Raw genomic sequence first — 16946 nt, 5'->3', positions numbered from 1 at the left:
TTGCATGATAACAGGGGCGTGGTGGCAGCAGCTCGTGCTGGTCATGGCGGGCGGCGCGCTGGGCGCGGCCGGCCGCTTCTGGCTCGGCGGCGTGCTGCTGCGCCAGCTCGGCAGCGGCTTTCCGTGGGGCACCCTGGCAGTGAACCTGGTGGGCGCCTTCGCCGCCGGTTTCCTCGCGCTCTGGCTCGAAGGCCGCGGCGGGGCGGCCCTGTACTGGCGCGCGTTCCTGATGGTGGGCGTGCTCGGCGCCCTGACCACCTTCTCCGCGCTGATGGTCGAATGCCTGCTGTTCGCCCGCAGCGACCGCAGCGCGCTGATGCTCGGCTACATCGCCGCCAGCCTCGCCGGCGGCCTGCTGCTGGTCTGGCTCGGCTCCCGCGCCGCTCTGGCCCTGCGGGGCGGCTGAAGTCCGGCGGGGCGGGCCATCACCGCCCCGGTCGCGGCTGAAGCCGCTCCTACGGATCGGCGCAGCGTCCCCGGACCGACCTGCGCGAGACCGGCGCCCCCTCTGCAGGAGCGGCTTCAGCCGCGACTACCGCGCAGCGTCATCGGCAAGGAGGACTTCATCTCCAGCCATGCCTCGACCCGGGCGTTGCGCGCCGGCAGCGCACGCGCCTGTGGGAGCGGCTTCAGCCGCGACCGACGCCAGCGCCGGAACAGCACCTCCCGTCGGCACGGTGCTCCTGTGGGAGGAGCTTCAGCCCCGACGGCTGCGACGCGGCAACGCATCGGGGCTGAAGCCCCTCCCACAGCAGGTCGCGCGACCCCGCCGCAGCCCCCGTTGCGACTGAAGGCGCTCCTGCAGGGAGCGAGCCGGCCATGGTCGAACCGATGCTTCTCACGTCCGCACCCCGTGGGAGCGCTTCAGCCGCGACCGCCGCGCAACGTCTCCGTGCGGGTCGGCTTCATCCCACAGGGCGTGGGCCGGTATCTCGCGCCGGCAGCGCGTACTTCCTGTGGGAGGGGCTTCAGCCCCGACCAACGCGACGCGGCCCGCGTCGGGACTCAAGCCCCTCCCACACCAGGTCGCACGACGCAGCCGCAGCCCCGGTCGCGGTCGAAGCCGCTCCTGCAGGGAGCGAGCCGGCCATGCTCGAATCGATGCCCACGCCCGCACCTAAGCGGGCGCAATCGCTGGGCGGGGGCTCAATCCCGAAGCGGCGACAGCCCCTCCACGACGGCGCGCTCGGCGGCGTCGATGTCGACCTCCGCCAGCGTCGCCTTGCCCTTGGTCGCGTCGGTAAGGATGCGGGCGATCGTCTGCCCGCGCTCGAACGCCACGGCATAGGGCGTACGCCGGAAGCTCACCATCGCGTAGCGGCTCACGAAGCGCTGCGGCTGGCGCTCGGCCAGCACCGCGGACAGGGCGCGCTGCAGCAGGTAGTCGGCGTCGTCGACGCGGTCGCGCATCTCGACGTAGTTCTCCAGCGCCATCGCCTGGATCGCCGCCGCGTCCGGCCTGCGCTCGGCGGCGTAGGCGGCGAAGGCGGTCTCCAGATCCGCGTCCTGCGCGAGGTGCCGGTCCAGCGCGACGCAGTCCTCGAACGCGCAGTTCATGCCCTGGCCGTGGAAGGGCACCATCGCGTGCGCGGCGTCGCCCAGCAGCACGGCCCGGCCGCCGAGATGCCAGCGGTCGAGGTAGAGCGTGCCGAGGATGCCGACCGGATGCGCGTCGTAGTCCTCGACCAGGCGCGGGATCAGCGGCAGCGCGTCGGGGAACTCGCGCGCGAACAGCGCCTCCGCCGCGGCGCCGTCGGGCACGGTGTCGAAGCCCGGCGTGCCGAAGTTCGGCAGGAACAGGGTGACGGTGAAGCTGGCTTCCGCATTCGGCAGCGCGATGCACATGTAGCCGCCGCGCGGCCAGATGTGCAGCGCATGCGGCTCGATCCGGAAGCCGCCGTCGTCGCCGGGCGGGATCTCCAGTTCCTTGTAGCCGTGGTCGAGCGGCTCGATGTGCACGCCCAGCGGCGTCACCCGGTCCATCTCGAAGCGCAGCGCCGAGCCGACGCCGTCGGCGCCGATCAGCGCGCGGAAGCCGACCTCGTGCGTCCGCCCGGCGTCGCGCTTGTCCTGCAACACCGCGCGGCGGGCGTCGAAATCCACCTCGCACAGGCGGCGGTCGAAGTGGATCCGCGCGCCCGCGGCCTCGGCCGCGTCCAGCAGCATGATGTTGAGCGCGCCGCGGCTGACCGACCAGATCACCTCGCTGTCGTCGCGACCGTAGCGCTGCAGCGCCGGCGTCGCACCCTCGGCGTGGACCATGCGACCGCGCATCATCACCGCGCGGCGCATGACCTCGTCCTCGAGGCCGGCCAGGCGCAGCGCGTGCAGGCCGCGTTCGGCCAGGGCCAGGTTGATCGAACGCCCGCGCTCGGTGCCGTGGATGCGCGGATCCGGGCGGCGCTCGTACACCTCCACCGCCACGCCGCGACGCGCCAGCAGCGTCGCCATGAGCGCGCCGGCCAGGCCCGCGCCGACGATGGCCAGCGGGCGGGATGCGGGATCGTTCAAGACGCCGGCCTTCAGCGGGTATCGCGCCAGGCTTCGACGGTCGACACCAGGTGCTGCACGTCGGCGAAGCGGTTGTAGAGCGGAGCGGGCGAGATGCGGATCACGTCGGGCTCGCGCCAGTCGCCGATGATCCCGCGCGCGATCAGGTGGTCGAACAGCGCGCGGCCGGCGTCGCGTCCCGCGCGCACCCGCAGCGAGAGCTGGGCGCCGCGCTGCGCGGTGTCACGCGGGGTGACGATCTCCAGCACGTCGGCGATGCGCGCGTCGATCAGCTGCTCCAGGTAGCCGGTCAGCGCCAGCGACTTGGTGCGCAGCGCCGCCATGCCGGCCTCGGCGAACAGCGCCAGCGACGCGCGCAGCGGCGCCAGCGCCAGGATCGGCGGATTGCTGAGCTGCCAGCCTTCGGCGCCCGGCGTCGGCACGAAGTCCGGCCGCATCTGGAAGCGCGTCGCCTTCTCGTGGCCCCACCAGCCGGCGAAGCGGGGCAGCGTGGCGGTGGCATGACGCGCGTGCACGAAGGCGCCGCCGACCGCGCCGGGCCCGCCGTTGAGGTACTTGTAGTTGCACCACACCGCGAAGTCGGCGCCGGAATCGTGCAGCGCCAGCGGCAGGTTGCCGGCGGCATGGGCGAGGTCGAAGCCGACCGCGCAGCCCTGGGTCCTCGCCAGCCGCGCGACCTCGGCCAGGTCGAAGGCCTGCCCGGTGCGGTACTGGATGCCCGGCCACAGCACCAGCGCCACGCGCTCGCCGTGCTCGGCCAGCACCCGCTCGAGCGACGCCATCGAGACGTTGCCGCCGGGCAGGTCCGGCTGCACCTCGATCAGCGCGGTCTTCGGGTCGTAGCCGTGGAAGCGCAGCTGCGACTCGACCGCGTGCTGGTCGGACGGGAAGGCCCCGGCCTCGATCACGATCGCGTGCCGCTCCGGCGTCGGCCGGTAGAAGCTCACCATCATCAGGTGGATGTTCACGCTGAGCGTGTTCATCGCCACCACCTCGCCGGCCTCCGCGCCCAGCACCCCGGCCAGGCCGTCGCGCACCGCCTCGTGGTAGTCCATCCACGGCAGCCGGCCCTTGAAGTGCCCCTCGACGGCAAGCTCGCTCCAGTAGTCGAGCTCCGCGTTGAGCACCTCGCGTGTCGCCTTCGGCTGCAGCCCGAGCGAATTGCCGCAGAAATACGTCGCCTCGCCGTCCTCGTGCCGCGGCATGTGGAAGGCATCGCGGAAGCGCGCGAGCGGATCGGCGGCGTCGAGGGCGCGGGCGTGGTCTGCGGTGTGGAGGTCGGTCATCGTCGAAGCGGTCTCGCCTGCGGCGGAGGGCGCACCGGACACCGATGCGGCCGGACAGTGTAACGGCCACGCCGGGCGGTGCCGTCCGCCCCTCTCCCGCGCAGCAGGGGAAGGGGCCTGGGACTTGGCCCCTGGACAATGGAGGATGGGGTGGGCGCGCGGCGCAGCCGCGGGCTTCTGGCTGTTGGAGGCGCCGGATGCGCTGCGCGCTTCACCCCCATCCCGACCTTCCCCCGCAGGCGGAGGAAGCGGCAGAAGCTCGGCCCTCACTCCCGCACAACGGGGAGGGCCGGGAACGCAATCCAGCCTCCTTTCCACATGCGCGATAATCCCGCGCTTCCCGTTCCAGGCTACCCCGTCCCATGACCGACGCTCCGCATCCCGCCCGCATCCTCGACGGCCGCCGCATCGCCGAGGACCTGCTCGACACGCTCAAGGCGCGGGTCGATGCGCGGGTCGCGACGGGCCTGGCCCGGCCCGGGCTGGCGGTGGTGCTGGTCGGCGCGGACCCGGCCTCGGCGGTGTACGTGCGCAACAAGCGCCGCGCCTGCGAGAAGGTCGGCATCCGGGCGATAGACTACGATCTGCCGGCCGCGACGACCGAGGACGAGCTTCTCGCCCTGATCGACACGCTCAATGCCGATCCCGGCGTGCACGGCATCCTGGTCCAGCTCCCGCTGCCGCAGATCCCCGATGCCACGCGCCTGATCGCGCGCATCGACCCGCGCAAGGACGTGGACGGCTTCCACCCGCAGAACGTCGGCCACCTCGCCCTGCGCCAGTTCGGCCTGCGCCCCTGCACCCCGCGCGGCATCACCACGCTGCTGGCCTACACCGACCGCCCCGTCCGCGGTCGCAGCGCGACCATCGTCGGCGTCAGCAACCACGTCGGCCGGCCGATGGCGCTGGAACTGCTGATCGCCGGCTGCACGACGACCTGCTGCCACAAGTTCACCCCGCGCGACGAGCTCGAGCGCCGGGTCGGCGAGGCCGACATCCTTGTCGTCGCCGTCGGCAAGCCCGGCCTGGTCCCGGGCGAATGGGTGAAACCCGGCGCGGTGGTGATCGACGTCGGCATCAACCGCCTCGACGATGGCCGCCTGGTCGGCGACGTCGGCTTCGAGGCCGCCGCCCGGCGCGCGAGCTGGATCACGCCCGTTCCCGGCGGCGTCGGGCCGATGACGGTGGCCACCCTGATGCAGAACACCATCGAGGCCGCCGAGGCCGCGGACTGATTCGCCCGGCCCTCGGACGCTGCGGGACAACGCGCGCCGCGGCGCCAGCGCCTGCCGGACGGGCCGCCGCCCGCCGGAGCCCGCGTCTTCCGGCCGGATCGGGGCCGCGCCCGCGGAAGGGTGACGATGCCGCGGGCTTCGCTTCGAGGGCGCGTGCGGCCGCTCAGCCGCCGTGGGCGAGGCGCGCGAGGCCGGCGCGGTCGAGCAGGGTGACCGTATGCGCGTCGGGCACCGCGATCAGGTTCTGCTGGCGCAGCCTGGTGAAGCTGCGGCTGACTGTCTCGATGGTGAGGCCGAGGTGGTCGCCGATGTCGGCACGGCCCATCGGCAGCACCAGGTCCACGGCGTCGCCGGCCCAGCGCGCGCGGCGCTCGGCCAGGTCGAGCAGGAAGGCGGCCAGGCGCTCCATCGGGTTCAGGCGCGCCAGGCCGAGCAGGTTCTCGCGCGCGGCGTCGAGCTCGGTGCAGGCCCGGGCCAGCAGCTTGCGTTCGAGGTCGGGGAAATCGGCACGCAGGGCCTGCATGTCCTCGTCGCGGAACCGGCACAGGGTCGAGTCGGTGATCGCCTCGATGTCGTGGCGATGGGTCGTCGCACCGCTCAGGCCGATGAAGTCGCCGGGCAGCAGGAAACCGGCGATCTGGCGCCTGCCGTCGGCCAGCAACCGGACCAGGCGCAGCGCGCCGGCGGTGACCGTGTAGACCTGGCGCCGCGGATCGCCCTCGCGCACCAGGGTGCTGCCGGCGATCAGTTCCAGCGGAGCGACCACCGACTCCAGCGCCTCGACCTCGGCCTCCGGCAGCGCCGAGCACACCGCCAGGTGGCGGACGCGACAGCTCGTGCAGTCGACCGCGCCGGCCGGACGACGGCCCGGACAGTGGGCGCGCAGCGTTTCGCCGGGAGCGGGCGTGGTCTGGAGACGGGCCATGGCCGCCCATGATACGCCCGCCCGGCGCCGGAGCCATCGCGCCCCTTACACTATGCGGCTCGCTGTGCCCCTTCAGGAGTCGAGCTTGATCAAGCCCCGCACCATGCCCGGCGTCATGGAGCTCTTGCCCCGTGACCAGATCGCCTTCCAGCGCGTGCTGGACACGATCCGGCGCAACTACGAGCGCTTCGGCTTCCTGCCGGTCGAGACGCCGGTGATGGAGCTGTCGGACGTGCTCCTGACCAAGACCGGCGGCGAGACCGAGCGCCAGGTCTACTTCGTGCAGTCCACCGGCGCGCTGGAGAAGGGCGGCGAGGGCGTGCCCGAGCTCGCCCTGCGCTTCGACCTCACCGTGCCGCTGGCGCGCTACGTGGCCGAGCACGAGCACGACCTCGCCTTCCCGTTCCGCCGCTACCAGATGCAGCGCGTCTACCGCGGCGAGCGCGCGCAGCGCGGGCGCTTCCGCGAGTTCTACCAGTGCGACATCGACGTCATCGGCAAGGACAGCCTCTCGGTGCGCTTCGACGCCGAGATGCCGGCGGCGATCCACGCGGTGTTCTCCGAACTCGACATCGGCCCGTTCACCATCCAGCTCAACAACCGCAAGCTGATGCGCGGCTTCTTCCAGAGCCTCGGCATCGAGGACGCCGGCTTCCAGATGGACGTGCTGCGCGAGGTCGACAAGCTCGACAAGCGCGGCGTGGACGCAGTGCGCGAGACCCTGGTGGGCGAGCCCTTCGGCCTCGACGCGAGCGTCGTGCAGATGCTGCTGGACTTCGTCGCCGTGCGCTCCACCGGCTACGACGATGCCTTCGCCCGGCTCGACCGCCTCACCGGCAGCAACGCCGCGCTGGACGCCGGCGTCGCCGAACTGCGTGAGGTACTGACCCGGGTGCGCCAGTTCGGCGTGCCCGAGTCTGACTGCATCCTCAACTTCTCCATCGCCCGCGGTCTCGACTACTACACGGGCACCGTCTACGAGACCACGCTGGACGACCACCCGCAGATCGGCTCGATCTGCTCGGGCGGCCGCTACGACGATCTCGCCGGGCAGTACACGAAGTCGAAGCTGCCCGGCGTCGGCATCTCCATCGGCGTGACCCGGCTGTTCTGGCAGCTCAAGGAGGCCGGGCTGATCGACACCGCGGAGAGTTCGGTCGAGGCCCTGGTCGCGCTGATGGACGACGAGGGCCTGTCGCATACGCTCGACATCGCGCGCCGCCTGCGCGCCGCCGGCATCAACACCGAGGCGCAGATGGAGCCGAAGAAGCTCGCCAAGCAGTTCCAGTACGCCGACCGCGCCGGTATCCGATTCGTGGTGCTGGCCGGCAGCGACGAGGTCGCGCGCGGCGCGGTGACGGTCAAGGATCTGAAGCGCGGCGAGCAGTTCGAGGTCGCCCGCGAGGAGCTGGCCGGCAGCCTGAAGGTGGAACTCGAGCAGTGGCGCGCCACGCAGGGACGCTGATCCCCGTCGCGCTCGTCGTGGCGCTGGCCCCAGGCTGCGGCGTCGCCGACCAGGCCATCCTGCGCGCATGCACGGCGGCGCAGGCGGGCACGGCAAGCGGTGCCGGCGTCGCGCCCGAGCGCGTCGACTCCAGCCCGTCCCGCCCAGGCAGCCTGTTCGGCGGGTGCCTGCACGCCGGCGCGCTGCAGGCGTAGGCCAGCTGCGCCGGCCGAGCCCCCGTCCTCGCATTACCGGAGAACCGACGCCATGTCGCACGAGGCCGCACCGCCGCTGGTCCTGAGCATCCAGTCGCACGTCGCCTACGGCCATGTCGGCAATGCGGCCGCGGTGTTGCCGATGCAGCTCCTCGGCGTGCAGCCGCTGCCGGTGCATACGGTGCAGTTCTCGAACCACACCGGCTACGGCGAGTTCAAGGGCCAGGTGTTCAGCGCCGCGCACGTGCGCGACGTCCTCGACGGGCTGCGCGCGCGCGGGGTGCTGGCGCGGGTCGACGCGGTGCTGTCGGGCTATCTCGGCGACGCCGGCATCGGCGAGGTGATCCTGGAGGCCGTGGCCGAGCTGCGCGCGGCACGGCCGCGGCTGCGCTACCTGTGCGACCCGGTGATGGGCGACATCGGCCGCGGCATCTTCGTGCGGCCGGGCATCCCCGAGTTCCTGCGCCGGCGCGCGCTGGCCGCCGCCGACGTGATCACGCCGAACCATTACGAATTCGAACTGCTCTGCGGCGCCGGCTTCGCCAGTGTCGACGAGGTGCTCGCGGCCGCGCGTGGCCTGCTGCGCGATGCCGACGGCGCCGGGCCGACGCTGGTCGTGATCACCAGCCTGCGGACGCCGGATCTGCCCGGCGACCGCCTCACGACCCTGGCGGTGACGAGGGACGCGGCATGGCGGGTGGAGACGCCGCTGCTGGCGCTCGATCCGTTGCCCAATGGCATGGGCGACGTGTTTTCCGCGGTCCTGCTGGCGCGCCTGCTGCGCGACGAGCCGGTGCCCGATGCGCTGGCGCACACCGTCTCGGTGCTGTTCGGCCTGATCGCGCGGACCGCTCCGGGCGAGCGCGACCTGCCGCTGGTGACCGCGCGCGAGGAGATCGTCGTCCCGGCGCGCGGCTTCGCGGCGGTGGCGGTCGACTGAGCGACGCGCCGCGGCGGCGCGTGCGTGCGCCGCCGTGGACCGGGCGGACGGTCAGTAGAAGAGGTCGGCGACGACCTGGCTGACCAGCCCGGTCGCCAGCGCCACCAGGACCACGTCGTTGTCGACCCGCACCCAGTCGTGGCCGCGCGGCGGCACGCGCAGCCCGTAGCGGCGATGGTCGACGTGGTAGGGCCGGGCGTAGTACGCCGCTGGCAGGTACTGGCCGCTGCGCCAGCGCTGGACGCGATGGCCGACGGGCGCCGCGTACCGCACCGGGGCGCGGTAGCGCTGCACGACGACGCGGTGCTTCGGCGTGGGCGTGCGGTGCGCGGGACGGCGATGGTCCACGACGACGCGCCGCTGCCGCACGTCGTCGCGGTCGCGATGGTCGCCGCGGCGGTCGTCGTGGCTGCGGTTCCGATCGTCGCTGCGTCGTTCGCGGCGGTCCTGGTCGTGATGCGGTGCGACCGGTGCGGCCTCGGCCAGCACGGGTCCGGCGGCGAGCGCGGCGGCGAGGGCGGCTGCGAGCAGATGCTTCATGACGTCTCCAGATGTGTCCGAGGACGGGTCTTCGAACGCTGCGGATGCCCGCGTCCGTTCCTCCTCGTCCCCGCGCGCATACCGGGTTCAGCTACATGGGGCGTGACTGAATGGGGAAAGACATGGCCCAGCACCGTCGGCCTCGTCGTTGCGTGTTAATGCGTTAACACGTAGCATGCGCGGGCCATGAAACGCCGCACCGCCGACGCCACCGATGCACCCGACCTCGCGCTCGACGCCCTGAGCGAGGCGCTGTGCCGCCTGCGCAGCGTCGAGGAGGTGCGCGCGTTCCTCGTCGACCTGTGCACGCCGGCGGAGCTGCAGGCGATCTCCGACCGCTGGCGGGTGGTCCCGCTGCTGCTGGACGGCGTGACCTATCGCGAGATCCACGAACGCACCGCGGTCAGCACCACCACGATCACCCGCGTCGCGCGCACGCTGGCCTCGGGCGAGGGCGGCTATGCCGTTGCCGCACGCCGCCTGCGACATCGCCCTCAGGCCCAGCGCGCCTGAGCGCGCCCGCATCCGCAGCAACAGCAGTCCTCTTCCCGTACATCCTGGAGTCGCCATGAAGGCGCGCGACCGTCTCCGTATCGCCATTCAGAAGTCCGGCCGCCTGGCCGATCCCGCCCGCGAACTGCTCGCGCGCATCGGCCTGTCGTTCCGCGAGAGCCGCGACCGCCTGTTCTGCTACGGCGAGTCGCTTCCGATCGACCTGCTGCTGGTCCGCGACGACGACATCCCGGGCCTGATCGCCGAGGGAACCTGCGATCTCGGCATCGTCGGCCGCAACGTGCTGGCCGAGCAGGCCGAGAACCGGCGCGCGGCCGGGCAGGCGGAGGCCTACCGCGAGCTGCGCACGCTCGGCTTCGGCAGCTGCCGGCTGTCGATCGCGGTGCCGCAGGACGACGCCGGCCAGCCGGCATCGGCGCTGGCCGGCAAGCGCATCGCCACCAGCTACCCGGGGCTGCTGGAGGCCTGGCTGCGCGAGCGCGCCATCGATGCCGAGGTGGTGCTGCTGTCCGGGTCGGTCGAGATCGCGCCGCGCCTGGGCAAGGCCGAGGCGATCTGCGACCTCGTCTCCACCGGCGGTACGCTCGCGGCCAACCAGCTGGTCGAGAGCGAGATCGTGTTCGAGAGCGAGGCGGTGCTGGCCGGGCCGCCGGACGGCTTCGGCGACGAACGCGCCGGACTCGCCGCGCTGTTCCTGCGTCGCCTCGACGGCGTGCTGCGCGTGCGCGACAGCAAGCTGGTCATGCTGCAGGCGCCCCGCACCGCGCTGCCGGCGCTGATCGGCATGCTGCCGGACGCCGAGCCACCGACCCTGACCCGCATCGACGGCGATGCCGACGACGTCGCGCTGCAGGCGATCTGCCGCAGCGCCGTCACCTGGCAGCACCTGGAGGACATGAAGCGCGCCGGCGCGCGCGGGCTTCTGGTGCTGCCGGTCGAGAGGATGCTGGCATGAGCACGACCGCTCCCGTGCTGCCGCAGGTCGTCGATTGGGACGGGATCGACGCCGACGCGCGCCGCATGCTGCTGCGGCGGCCGACGGCTTCGCTCGCCGCCGCGCTCGACACCGCGGTCCGCCGCACCATCGCCCAGGTCCGCGCCGACGGCGATGGCGCCCTGCGCGCGCTGACCCGGCGCTACGACCACGCCGAGCTCGACGCGATCGAGGTCGACGCCGGGGCCTTCGCCGTCGCGCGCGCCGCGCTGCCGGAGGACCTGGTCGCCGCGCTCGAGGAGGCCGCGGGCCGGATCGAGGCCTGGCACCGCGCCGGCATGGCCGGCGACTTCGAGATCGAGACCGCGCCGGGCGTCCGCTGCGGACGCATGCTGCGCGGCATCCGCCGGGTCGGCCTGTACATCCCGGCGGGCAGCGCGCCGCTGCCGTCGACCGCGCTCATGCTCGGCATTCCTGCGCGGCTGGCCGGCTGCGAGGAGATCGTCGCGTGCACGCCGCCGCGTCCGGACGGCAGCGTCGACCCGGCCGTACTCGCCGCCTGCGCGATCGCCGGCGTGCGTCGCGTGTTCCGCATCGGCGGTGCGCAGGCGATCGCCGCGATGGCCTACGGCACCGCCAGCGTGCCGCGCTGCGACAAGCTGTTCGGCCCCGGCAACGCCTACGTCACCGCGGCCAAGCAGGTGGTGGCGCAGGACGCCGATGGCGCGGCGATCGACATGCCGGCCGGTCCCTCCGAGGTGTTGGTGATCGCCGATGCCGGCGCGCGCGCCGACTTCATCGCCGCCGACCTGCTCTCGCAGGCCGAGCACGGCCCGGATTCGCAGACCATCGCGATCAGCGACGACCGCGGCCTGCTCGAGCGCGTCGCCGGCGAGCTCGGCCGCCAGCTCGCGGCCCTGCCGCGCGCCGACATCGCCGCGCGCGCGCTGGAGGCCTCGCGCCTGCTGCACGTGGCCGATCTCGAACAGGCCTTCGCGATCAGCAACGACTACGCACCCGAGCACCTGATCCTGCAGCTGCGCGCGCCGGAGCCCTGGCTCGACCGCGTGCGCGCGGCGGGTTCGGTGTTCTGCGGTGACCATGCGCCGGAGGCGCTCGGCGACTACTGCAGCGGCACCAACCACGTGCTGCCGACCGCCGGCCACGCACGCGCGCTGTCGGGCGTGTCGGTGGCGAGCTTCCAGACCGCGATCAGCGTCCAGCACGTCAGCGCAGCGGGCCTGCGCGCGATCGGGCCCTGCGCCCTGAGGATCGCGCAGGCGGAGGGCCTGGATGCGCACGCGCGTGCCGTGTCGGTGCGCCTGGACGCGGAGGTGGAGGCATGAGCGTGCTCGATCTGGTGCGCGAGGACCTGCGCGCCTTCGGCGGCTACAGCTCGGCGCGCCGCGAGGGCGGGCAGGGCCGGGTCTGGCTCAACGCCAACGAATCGCCCTGGCGCGCGGTCGCCGATTCCGATCCGCAGTCGCCCGGGCTCAATCGCTATCCGCAACCGCAGCCGGAGGCGCTGGTCGCGCGCCTGGCCGCGCTCTACGGCGTGGGCCCGGGACGCCTGGCGGCGACGCGCGGCAGCGACGAGGGCATCGACCTGCTGGTCCGCGCGCTGTGCCGGGCCGGTCAGGACGCGGTGCTGATCGCGCCACCGACCTTCGGCATGTACGCCGTCGCCGCGCGCGTGCAGGCCGCCCCACTGGTCGAGGTGCCGCTGCGGGAGACGGACGCAGGCTGGGGCGTGGATGCGGAGGCGGTCGTCGCCGCCGCACGCGAACGCAACGTGCGCCTGGTGTTCCTGTGCTCGCCGAACAACCCGACCGGCGAGATCGTGCCGCTGGCCACGGTCGCGGGCATCGCCTCGGCGCTGGCCAGGCAGGCGGTGGTGGTGGTGGACGAGGCCTACGCCGAGTTCGCCGATCCCGGCGCCAGCGCCGTCGGCCTGCTCGGCGCGCATCCCAACCTCGTGGTGCTGCGCACGCTGTCCAAGGCGCACGCGCTCGCCGGTGCCCGCATCGGCAACGTGCTCGGCGATCCGGCGCTGGTGCGCGTGCTGCGCAACATCTCGGCGCCGTATCCGTTGCCGGCACCGTCGGTGGCGCTGGCCCTGGCGGCGCTGGACGATTTCGCCCTGCAGTCGACGCGCTCGCGCATCGGCCAGGTCGTGCACGAACGCGAGCGGCTGGCCACGGCGCTGGCCGCGGCGCCGGGCGTGCGCCGGGTGCATCCCTCGGACGCCAACTTCCTGCTGGTGCGCTTCGCCGATGCCGATGCCGCGCTGCGCGCGCTGGCCGACGCCGGCGTGGTGGTGCGCGACATGCGCCACCTGCCAGGCCTGGACGACGCGCTGCGCATCACCGTCGGTGCGCCGCTGGAGAACGATGCCGTCCTCGACGCGCTGGGCGTGGTCCGGCAGGCGGGTGCGGCATGAGGAAGATCCTGTTCGTCGACCGCGACGGCACCCTGATCCACGAACCGGACGACTTCCAGATCGACCGCTTCGAGAAGATCCGCTTCGTCGACGGCATGCTGCCGGCGCTGCTGAAGCTGCAGGAGGCCGGCTACAGCCTGGTGATGGTCAGCAATCAGGACGGGCTCGGCACCGACGCCTTTCCGCAGATCACCTTCGACGGTCCGCACCAGTTGCTGATGCAGCTGCTGGAGTCGCAGGGCGTGCGCTTCGACGAGGTGCTGATAGACCCGAGCCTGCCGGCCGACAACTCGCCCAACCGCAAGCCGGGTACCGGCATGCTGCGCCACTTCCTGGGCGACGACGGCTGGTCGCGCGCGCGCTCGGCGGTGATCGGCGACCGCGACAGCGACGTGCAGCTCGCGGCGAACCTCGGCGTGCGCGCGTTCCGGATCGGCCCTGAGCTGGGCTGGCCGCAGATCGTGCATGCGCTGGTGAACGCGCCGCGCACCGCGCGCGTGGAGCGCAGGACGAAGGAGACCCGCATCGTGGTCGACCTCGACCTCGACCGCGCCGCGGAGCCGCAGGCCCACACCGGGCTCGGCTATTTCGACCACATGCTCGAGCAGATCGGCAAGCATGCCGGCATCGCGCTCACCGTACGCTGCGAGGGCGACCTCCATGTCGACGAGCACCACACCGTCGAGGACTGCGCGCTCGCGCTCGGCCAGGCGCTGCGCCAGGCCCTGGAGGACAAGCGCGGCATCGGCCGCTACGGCGACGGCGACGCCGACGGCGGCGAGGCCGGCGTGGCCGCGATCGGCGCCGCGTCGGTACGGGTGCCGATGGACGAATCCCACGCCAGTGCCGCGCTCGATCTCTCCGGCCGCCCCTACTTCGTGTTCGAGGGCCACTTTCCGCGCGAGCGGGTGGGCGAACTGCCGACCGAGCTGGTGCCGCACTTCTTCCGTTCGCTGTGCGAGACCGGGCTGATGTCGCTGCACCTGAGCGTGCGAGGCGAGAACGCGCACCACATGGTCGAGGGCTGCTTCAAGGCGGTGGCGCGGGCGCTGCGCACGGCGGTGGCGCGCAGCGGCAGCGATTTGCCGAGCACCAAGGGGGCGCTGTGAGCCTGGTCCTGGTCGATTCCGGCGGCGCCAACTTGGGCTCGGTGCAGTACGCGCTGCAGCGCCTCGGCATCGACGCGCCGCTGGTCAGCACGGCGGCGGAGATCGAGGCGGCCGAGCGCGTGATCCTTCCGGGCGTCGGCGCGGCGGGCCCGGCCATGGCGCGCCTGCGCGAGCTCGACCTGGTCGGGACGATCCGCGGCCTGCGCACCCCGCTGCTGGGCGTGTGCGTGGGGATGCAGATCCTGTTCGAGGCGTCGGAGGAGGGCGGGGTCGACTGCCTCGGCCTGCTTCCCGGGCGAGTGCGGCGCCTGCCGCAGGCGCCGGGCGTGCGCGTGCCGCACATGGGCTGGAACCGGGTGCAGCCGCATGCCGACAGTGCGCTCCTGGCCGGCATCGATGCCGGCGCCTGGGCCTACTACGTGCACAGCTTCGCCGCGCCGGTGACCGCCGACTGCATCGCCGCCAGCGTGCACGGCGAGCCCTTCGCGGCGGTGGTGGCGCGCGGCAACGTCGCCGGTGCGCAGTTCCATCCGGAGCGCTCGGCGGCGGTCGGTGCGCGCCTGCTCCAGAACTTCATGACGTGGCGACCCGAATGAGCGACGGCCAGGACTTCACCCTTCTTCCCGCGATCGACGTGCGCCACGGTCGCGTCGTGCGTCTCGCCCAGGGCGACTACGCGCGCGAGACGCGCTATGCGGACGATCCGCTGGCGGTGGCGGAGGGCTTCGCCGCGGCCGGCGCGCAGTGGTTGCACCTGGTCGACCTCGACGCCGCCCGCCATGGCGGCTGGAGCCTCGCCGCGCTGGTGCCGCGGCTGCGCGACCTCGGCCTGCGCGTGCAGAGCGGCGGCGGCGTGCGCAGCGCGGAGATGCTGGCGCAGATGTTCGACGCCGGCGTGGAGCGGGCGGTGGTCGGCTCGCTGGCCGTGGCCCAGCCGGAGCTGGTGTGCGAATGGGCCGGCGTGCACGGGGCCGGGCGCATCACCGTCGCCCTCGACACCCGCCGCGATGCCGACGGGCGCTGGCGGTTGCCCACGCACGGCTGGACCCGCTCGGATCCCGATGCGCCGTTGCTGGAGACGCTGTGCGGGCGCTTCGCCGGCGCCGGGCTGCGCCACCTGCTGTGCACCGACATCGACCGCGACGGCATGCTGTCGGGCCCCAACATCGAGCTCTACCGCGGCCTCGCCGCCCGCTTCCCGAGCCTGCGGATCCAGGCCTCCGGCGGCGTGCGCGGGCTCGACGACGTCCGCGCCGCGCGCGCGGCCGGCTGCGGCGGCGCCGTGCTCGGCCGCGCCCTGCTCGAGGGCCGTCTCGACCTGCGCACGGCGCTGCAGGACCGCCCGGAGCAGTCGCCATGCTGAGCCGCCGCATCATCCCCTGCCTCGACGTGCGCGACGGCCGCGTGGTCAAGGGCGTGCGCTTCCGCGACCACGTCGACATGGGCGACATCGTCGAGCTCGCGGTGCGCTACCGCGACGCCGGCGCCGACGAACTCGTGTTCTACGACATCACCGCCAGCCCGCAGGGCCGCACCGTCGACCGCGGCTGGGTCGAACGGGTGGCGCGCACGCTCGACATCCCGTTCTGCGTCGCCGGCGGCATCCGCAGCGTCGAGGCCGCGCGCGCGGTGCTGCACGCCGGCGCCGACAAGATCTCGGTCAACACCCCGGCGCTGGAGCGGCCGGAGCTGGTGAGCGAGCTCGCCGACGCCTTCGGCGTGCAGTGCGTGGTGGTCGGCATCGACTCGCTGCGCGACGCCGACGGCACCTGGCGCGTGCGCAGCCATACCGGCGACCCGGATGCGACCCGTGCGCTCGCGCGCACCACGCTCGAGTGGGTGGCCGAGGCGCAGCGCCGCGGCGCCGGCGAGATCGTGCTCAACTGCATGGGTTCCGACGGCGTGCGCCGCGGCTACGACATCGAGCAGCTCCGCGCGGTGCGCGCGGTCTGCGCGGTGCCGCTGGTGGCCTCGGGCGGCGCCGGCAGCGCCGAGCACTTCGTCGAGGCCTTCACCGTCGCCGACGTCGACGCCGGTCTCGCCGCCGGCGCCTTCCACGACGGCAGCATCCGCATCGACGCGCTCAAGCGCACCCTGCGTGGCGCGGGCATCGAGGTGCGCGACATGGAGGCGGCATGACCCTGGACACCATCGACAGCCTGGCCTGGGACAAGGCGGCGGACGGCCTGCTGCCGGCCGTGGTGCAGGACGCGGCGACCCTGCGCGTGCTGATGCTCGGCTACATGGACCGCGCCGCGCTGGCGCGGACGCTGGACACGCGGCAGGTGACCTTCTTCAGCCGCAGCAGGCAGCGCCTGTGGACCAAGGGGGAGACCAGCGGGCACGTGCTGGACCTGGTCGCGGTCGACGTCGACTGCGACCGCGACACCCTGCTGGTGCTGGCGCATCCCAACGGGCCGACCTGCCACCTGCAGCGCACCAGCTGCTTCCCGGAGGCCCCGGGCGAGTTCCTGGCCGAGCTCGATGCGCTGGTCGCGGAGCGCGCACGCGCGCGCCCGGACGGCAGCTACACCACGCGCCTGTTCGACGGCGGCATCCGCCGCATCGCGCAGAAGGTGGGGGAGGAGGGCGTGGAGACCGCGCTCGCGGCGGTGGCGCAGGAGGATGCGGACCTGCTCGGCGAGGCGGCCGACCTGGTCTTCCACCTGACCGTCCTGCTGCGCGCGCGCGGCCTTGGCCTCGAAGACGTGCGCCGCGTGCTGCGCGACCGCCACCGGGGATGACGCATCTCGCGTGGGAGCGGCTTCAGCCGCGACCGCGGGTGGACGTCCTTGCTTCGATAGGCGTCGGGGCTGGAGCCCCTCCCACACGTCGCGCCTGGAGCCGCTCCTGC

General features: G+C 73.2%; 18 protein-coding genes. 14 read left to right on the top strand and 4 right to left on the bottom strand.

Features of this window, described 5'->3' with window-relative positions:
- The first annotated feature begins 4 nt into the window (after positions 1–4).
- A complete protein-coding gene (crcB, locus tag KB893_RS01975) occupies positions 5–406 on the top strand; it encodes a fluoride efflux transporter CrcB (RefSeq protein WP_211926975.1) in 402 nt (133 codons plus the stop codon).
- A gap of 740 nt (positions 407–1146) precedes the next feature.
- Here crcB and KB893_RS01970 read toward each other — a convergent pair.
- Entirely contained in the window at positions 1147–2511 is a 1365-nt protein-coding gene (locus tag KB893_RS01970; RefSeq protein WP_213173355.1) for an FAD-dependent oxidoreductase, read from the bottom strand.
- A gap of 11 nt (positions 2512–2522) precedes the next feature.
- A complete protein-coding gene (kynU, locus tag KB893_RS01965; protein ID WP_213173354.1) occupies positions 2523–3797 on the bottom strand; it encodes a kynureninase in 1275 nt (424 codons plus the stop codon).
- 362 nt (positions 3798–4159) lie between these two features.
- Here kynU and folD point away from each other — a divergent pair, with 362 nt between their 5' ends.
- Positions 4160–5032 carry a bifunctional methylenetetrahydrofolate dehydrogenase/methenyltetrahydrofolate cyclohydrolase FolD gene (gene folD / locus KB893_RS01960; protein ID WP_211926080.1) on the top strand — a complete coding sequence of 291 codons (873 nt, stop codon included), beginning with the start codon at positions 4160–4162 and terminating at the stop codon, positions 5030–5032.
- Positions 5033–5195: 163 nt separating this feature from the next.
- Here folD and KB893_RS01955 read toward each other — a convergent pair whose 3' ends face one another.
- Positions 5196–5957 carry a helix-turn-helix domain-containing protein gene (locus tag KB893_RS01955; RefSeq protein WP_211926081.1) on the bottom strand — a complete coding sequence of 254 codons (762 nt, stop codon included), beginning with the start codon at positions 5955–5957 and terminating at the stop codon, positions 5196–5198.
- An 85-nt stretch (positions 5958–6042) separates the two neighbouring features.
- On the opposite strand from KB893_RS01955, the gene hisS reads away from it, so the two are divergent.
- Genes hisS through pdxY form a run of 3 tightly spaced genes read left to right on the top strand, consistent with a single transcriptional unit; the run spans position 6043 to position 8556 of the window.
- Positions 6043–7422 carry a histidine--tRNA ligase gene (gene hisS, locus KB893_RS01950; RefSeq protein ID WP_211926082.1) on the top strand — a complete coding sequence of 460 codons (1380 nt, stop codon included), beginning with the start codon at positions 6043–6045 and terminating at the stop codon, positions 7420–7422.
- Positions 7398–7616: a hypothetical protein gene (locus tag KB893_RS01945; protein ID WP_211926083.1), complete on the top strand. Its 219-nt coding sequence runs from the start codon at positions 7398–7400 to the stop codon at positions 7614–7616. The genes hisS and KB893_RS01945 overlap by 25 nt, the downstream gene beginning before the upstream one ends.
- Before the next feature lie 52 nt (positions 7617–7668).
- Positions 7669–8556, top strand: coding sequence for a pyridoxal kinase PdxY (gene pdxY / locus KB893_RS01940; protein WP_211926084.1), 888 nt, complete (start codon positions 7669–7671; stop codon positions 8554–8556).
- 51 nt (positions 8557–8607) lie between these two features.
- Here pdxY and KB893_RS01935 read toward each other — a convergent pair whose 3' ends face one another.
- Entirely contained in the window at positions 8608–9096 is a 489-nt protein-coding gene (locus KB893_RS01935; protein WP_211926085.1) for an RcnB family protein, read from the bottom strand.
- A gap of 186 nt (positions 9097–9282) precedes the next feature.
- On the opposite strand from KB893_RS01935, the gene KB893_RS01930 reads away from it, so the two are divergent.
- The 9 genes from KB893_RS01930 to hisIE are packed head-to-tail and all read left to right on the top strand — an operon-like array spanning position 9283 to position 16836.
- Complete coding sequence (locus KB893_RS01930; RefSeq protein WP_211926086.1) at positions 9283–9609, top strand: YerC/YecD family TrpR-related protein; 327 nt, start codon at positions 9283–9285, stop codon at positions 9607–9609.
- A 55-nt stretch (positions 9610–9664) separates the two neighbouring features.
- Entirely contained in the window at positions 9665–10564 is a 900-nt protein-coding gene (gene hisG / locus KB893_RS01925) for an ATP phosphoribosyltransferase (protein ID WP_211926087.1), read from the top strand.
- Positions 10561–11889 carry a histidinol dehydrogenase gene (gene hisD, locus KB893_RS01920; protein WP_211926088.1) on the top strand — a complete coding sequence of 443 codons (1329 nt, stop codon included), beginning with the start codon at positions 10561–10563 and terminating at the stop codon, positions 11887–11889. The genes hisG and hisD overlap by 4 nt, the downstream gene beginning before the upstream one ends.
- On the top strand, positions 11886–12983 hold the full coding sequence (gene hisC, locus KB893_RS01915) for a histidinol-phosphate transaminase (protein WP_211926089.1): 1098 nt from the start codon (positions 11886–11888) through the stop codon (positions 12981–12983). The genes hisD and hisC overlap by 4 nt, the downstream gene beginning before the upstream one ends.
- Entirely contained in the window at positions 12980–14092 is a 1113-nt protein-coding gene (gene hisB, locus KB893_RS01910; protein ID WP_211926090.1) for a bifunctional histidinol-phosphatase/imidazoleglycerol-phosphate dehydratase HisB, read from the top strand. Before hisC ends, hisB begins: the two co-directional genes overlap by 4 nt.
- The gene (gene hisH / locus KB893_RS01905; protein ID WP_211926091.1) at positions 14089–14688 is read left to right on the top strand and encodes an imidazole glycerol phosphate synthase subunit HisH; all 600 of its coding nucleotides are present in this window, start codon (positions 14089–14091) and stop codon (positions 14686–14688) included. Before hisB ends, hisH begins: the two co-directional genes overlap by 4 nt.
- A complete protein-coding gene (locus KB893_RS01900; protein WP_211926092.1) occupies positions 14685–15455 on the top strand; it encodes a 1-(5-phosphoribosyl)-5-[(5-phosphoribosylamino)methylideneamino]imidazole-4-carboxamide isomerase in 771 nt (256 codons plus the stop codon). Before hisH ends, KB893_RS01900 begins: the two co-directional genes overlap by 4 nt.
- A complete protein-coding gene (hisF, locus tag KB893_RS01895; protein WP_211926093.1) occupies positions 15449–16231 on the top strand; it encodes an imidazole glycerol phosphate synthase subunit HisF in 783 nt (260 codons plus the stop codon). The genes KB893_RS01900 and hisF overlap by 7 nt, the downstream gene beginning before the upstream one ends.
- A complete protein-coding gene (gene hisIE, locus KB893_RS01890) occupies positions 16228–16836 on the top strand; it encodes a bifunctional phosphoribosyl-AMP cyclohydrolase/phosphoribosyl-ATP diphosphatase HisIE (RefSeq protein ID WP_211926094.1) in 609 nt (202 codons plus the stop codon). The genes hisF and hisIE overlap by 4 nt, the downstream gene beginning before the upstream one ends.
- The last annotated feature ends 110 nt before the right edge of the window (positions 16837–16946 follow it).

It is taken from the genome of Coralloluteibacterium stylophorae (genome assembly GCF_018122625.2).
GTDB lineage: Bacteria > Pseudomonadota > Gammaproteobacteria > Xanthomonadales > Xanthomonadaceae > Coralloluteibacterium > Coralloluteibacterium stylophorae.
Note: the sequence above shows the minus strand (reverse complement) of the source record. Positions and strands in the feature narration are given on the sequence as shown.

Bases quoted from the DNA above. Each gene is read 5' to 3' on its own strand.
- hisIE (WP_211926094.1), top strand. From the start codon at position 16,228: ATGACCCTGGACACCATCGACAGCCTGGCCTGGGACAAGGCGGCGGAC.
- KB893_RS01930 (WP_211926086.1), top strand. From the start codon at position 9,283: ATGAAACGCCGCACCGCCGACGCCACCGATGCACCCGACCTCGCGCTC.
- KB893_RS01955 (WP_211926081.1), bottom strand. From the start codon at position 5,957: ATGGCCCGTCTCCAGACCACGCCCGCTCCCGGCGAAACGCTGCGCGCC.
- KB893_RS01935 (WP_211926085.1), bottom strand. From the start codon at position 9,096: ATGAAGCATCTGCTCGCAGCCGCCCTCGCCGCCGCGCTCGCCGCCGGA.
- hisG (WP_211926087.1), top strand. From the start codon at position 9,665: ATGAAGGCGCGCGACCGTCTCCGTATCGCCATTCAGAAGTCCGGCCGC.
- KB893_RS01900 (WP_211926092.1), top strand. From the start codon at position 14,685: ATGAGCGACGGCCAGGACTTCACCCTTCTTCCCGCGATCGACGTGCGC.
- crcB (WP_211926975.1), top strand. From the start codon at position 5: ATGATAACAGGGGCGTGGTGGCAGCAGCTCGTGCTGGTCATGGCGGGC.
- hisC (WP_211926089.1), top strand. From the start codon at position 11,886: ATGAGCGTGCTCGATCTGGTGCGCGAGGACCTGCGCGCCTTCGGCGGC.
- folD (WP_211926080.1), top strand. From the start codon at position 4,160: ATGACCGACGCTCCGCATCCCGCCCGCATCCTCGACGGCCGCCGCATC.
- hisD (WP_211926088.1), top strand. From the start codon at position 10,561: ATGAGCACGACCGCTCCCGTGCTGCCGCAGGTCGTCGATTGGGACGGG.
- kynU (WP_213173354.1), bottom strand. From the start codon at position 3,797: ATGACCGACCTCCACACCGCAGACCACGCCCGCGCCCTCGACGCCGCC.
- pdxY (WP_211926084.1), top strand. From the start codon at position 7,669: ATGTCGCACGAGGCCGCACCGCCGCTGGTCCTGAGCATCCAGTCGCAC.
- hisB (WP_211926090.1), top strand. From the start codon at position 12,980: ATGAGGAAGATCCTGTTCGTCGACCGCGACGGCACCCTGATCCACGAA.
- hisF (WP_211926093.1), top strand. From the start codon at position 15,449: ATGCTGAGCCGCCGCATCATCCCCTGCCTCGACGTGCGCGACGGCCGC.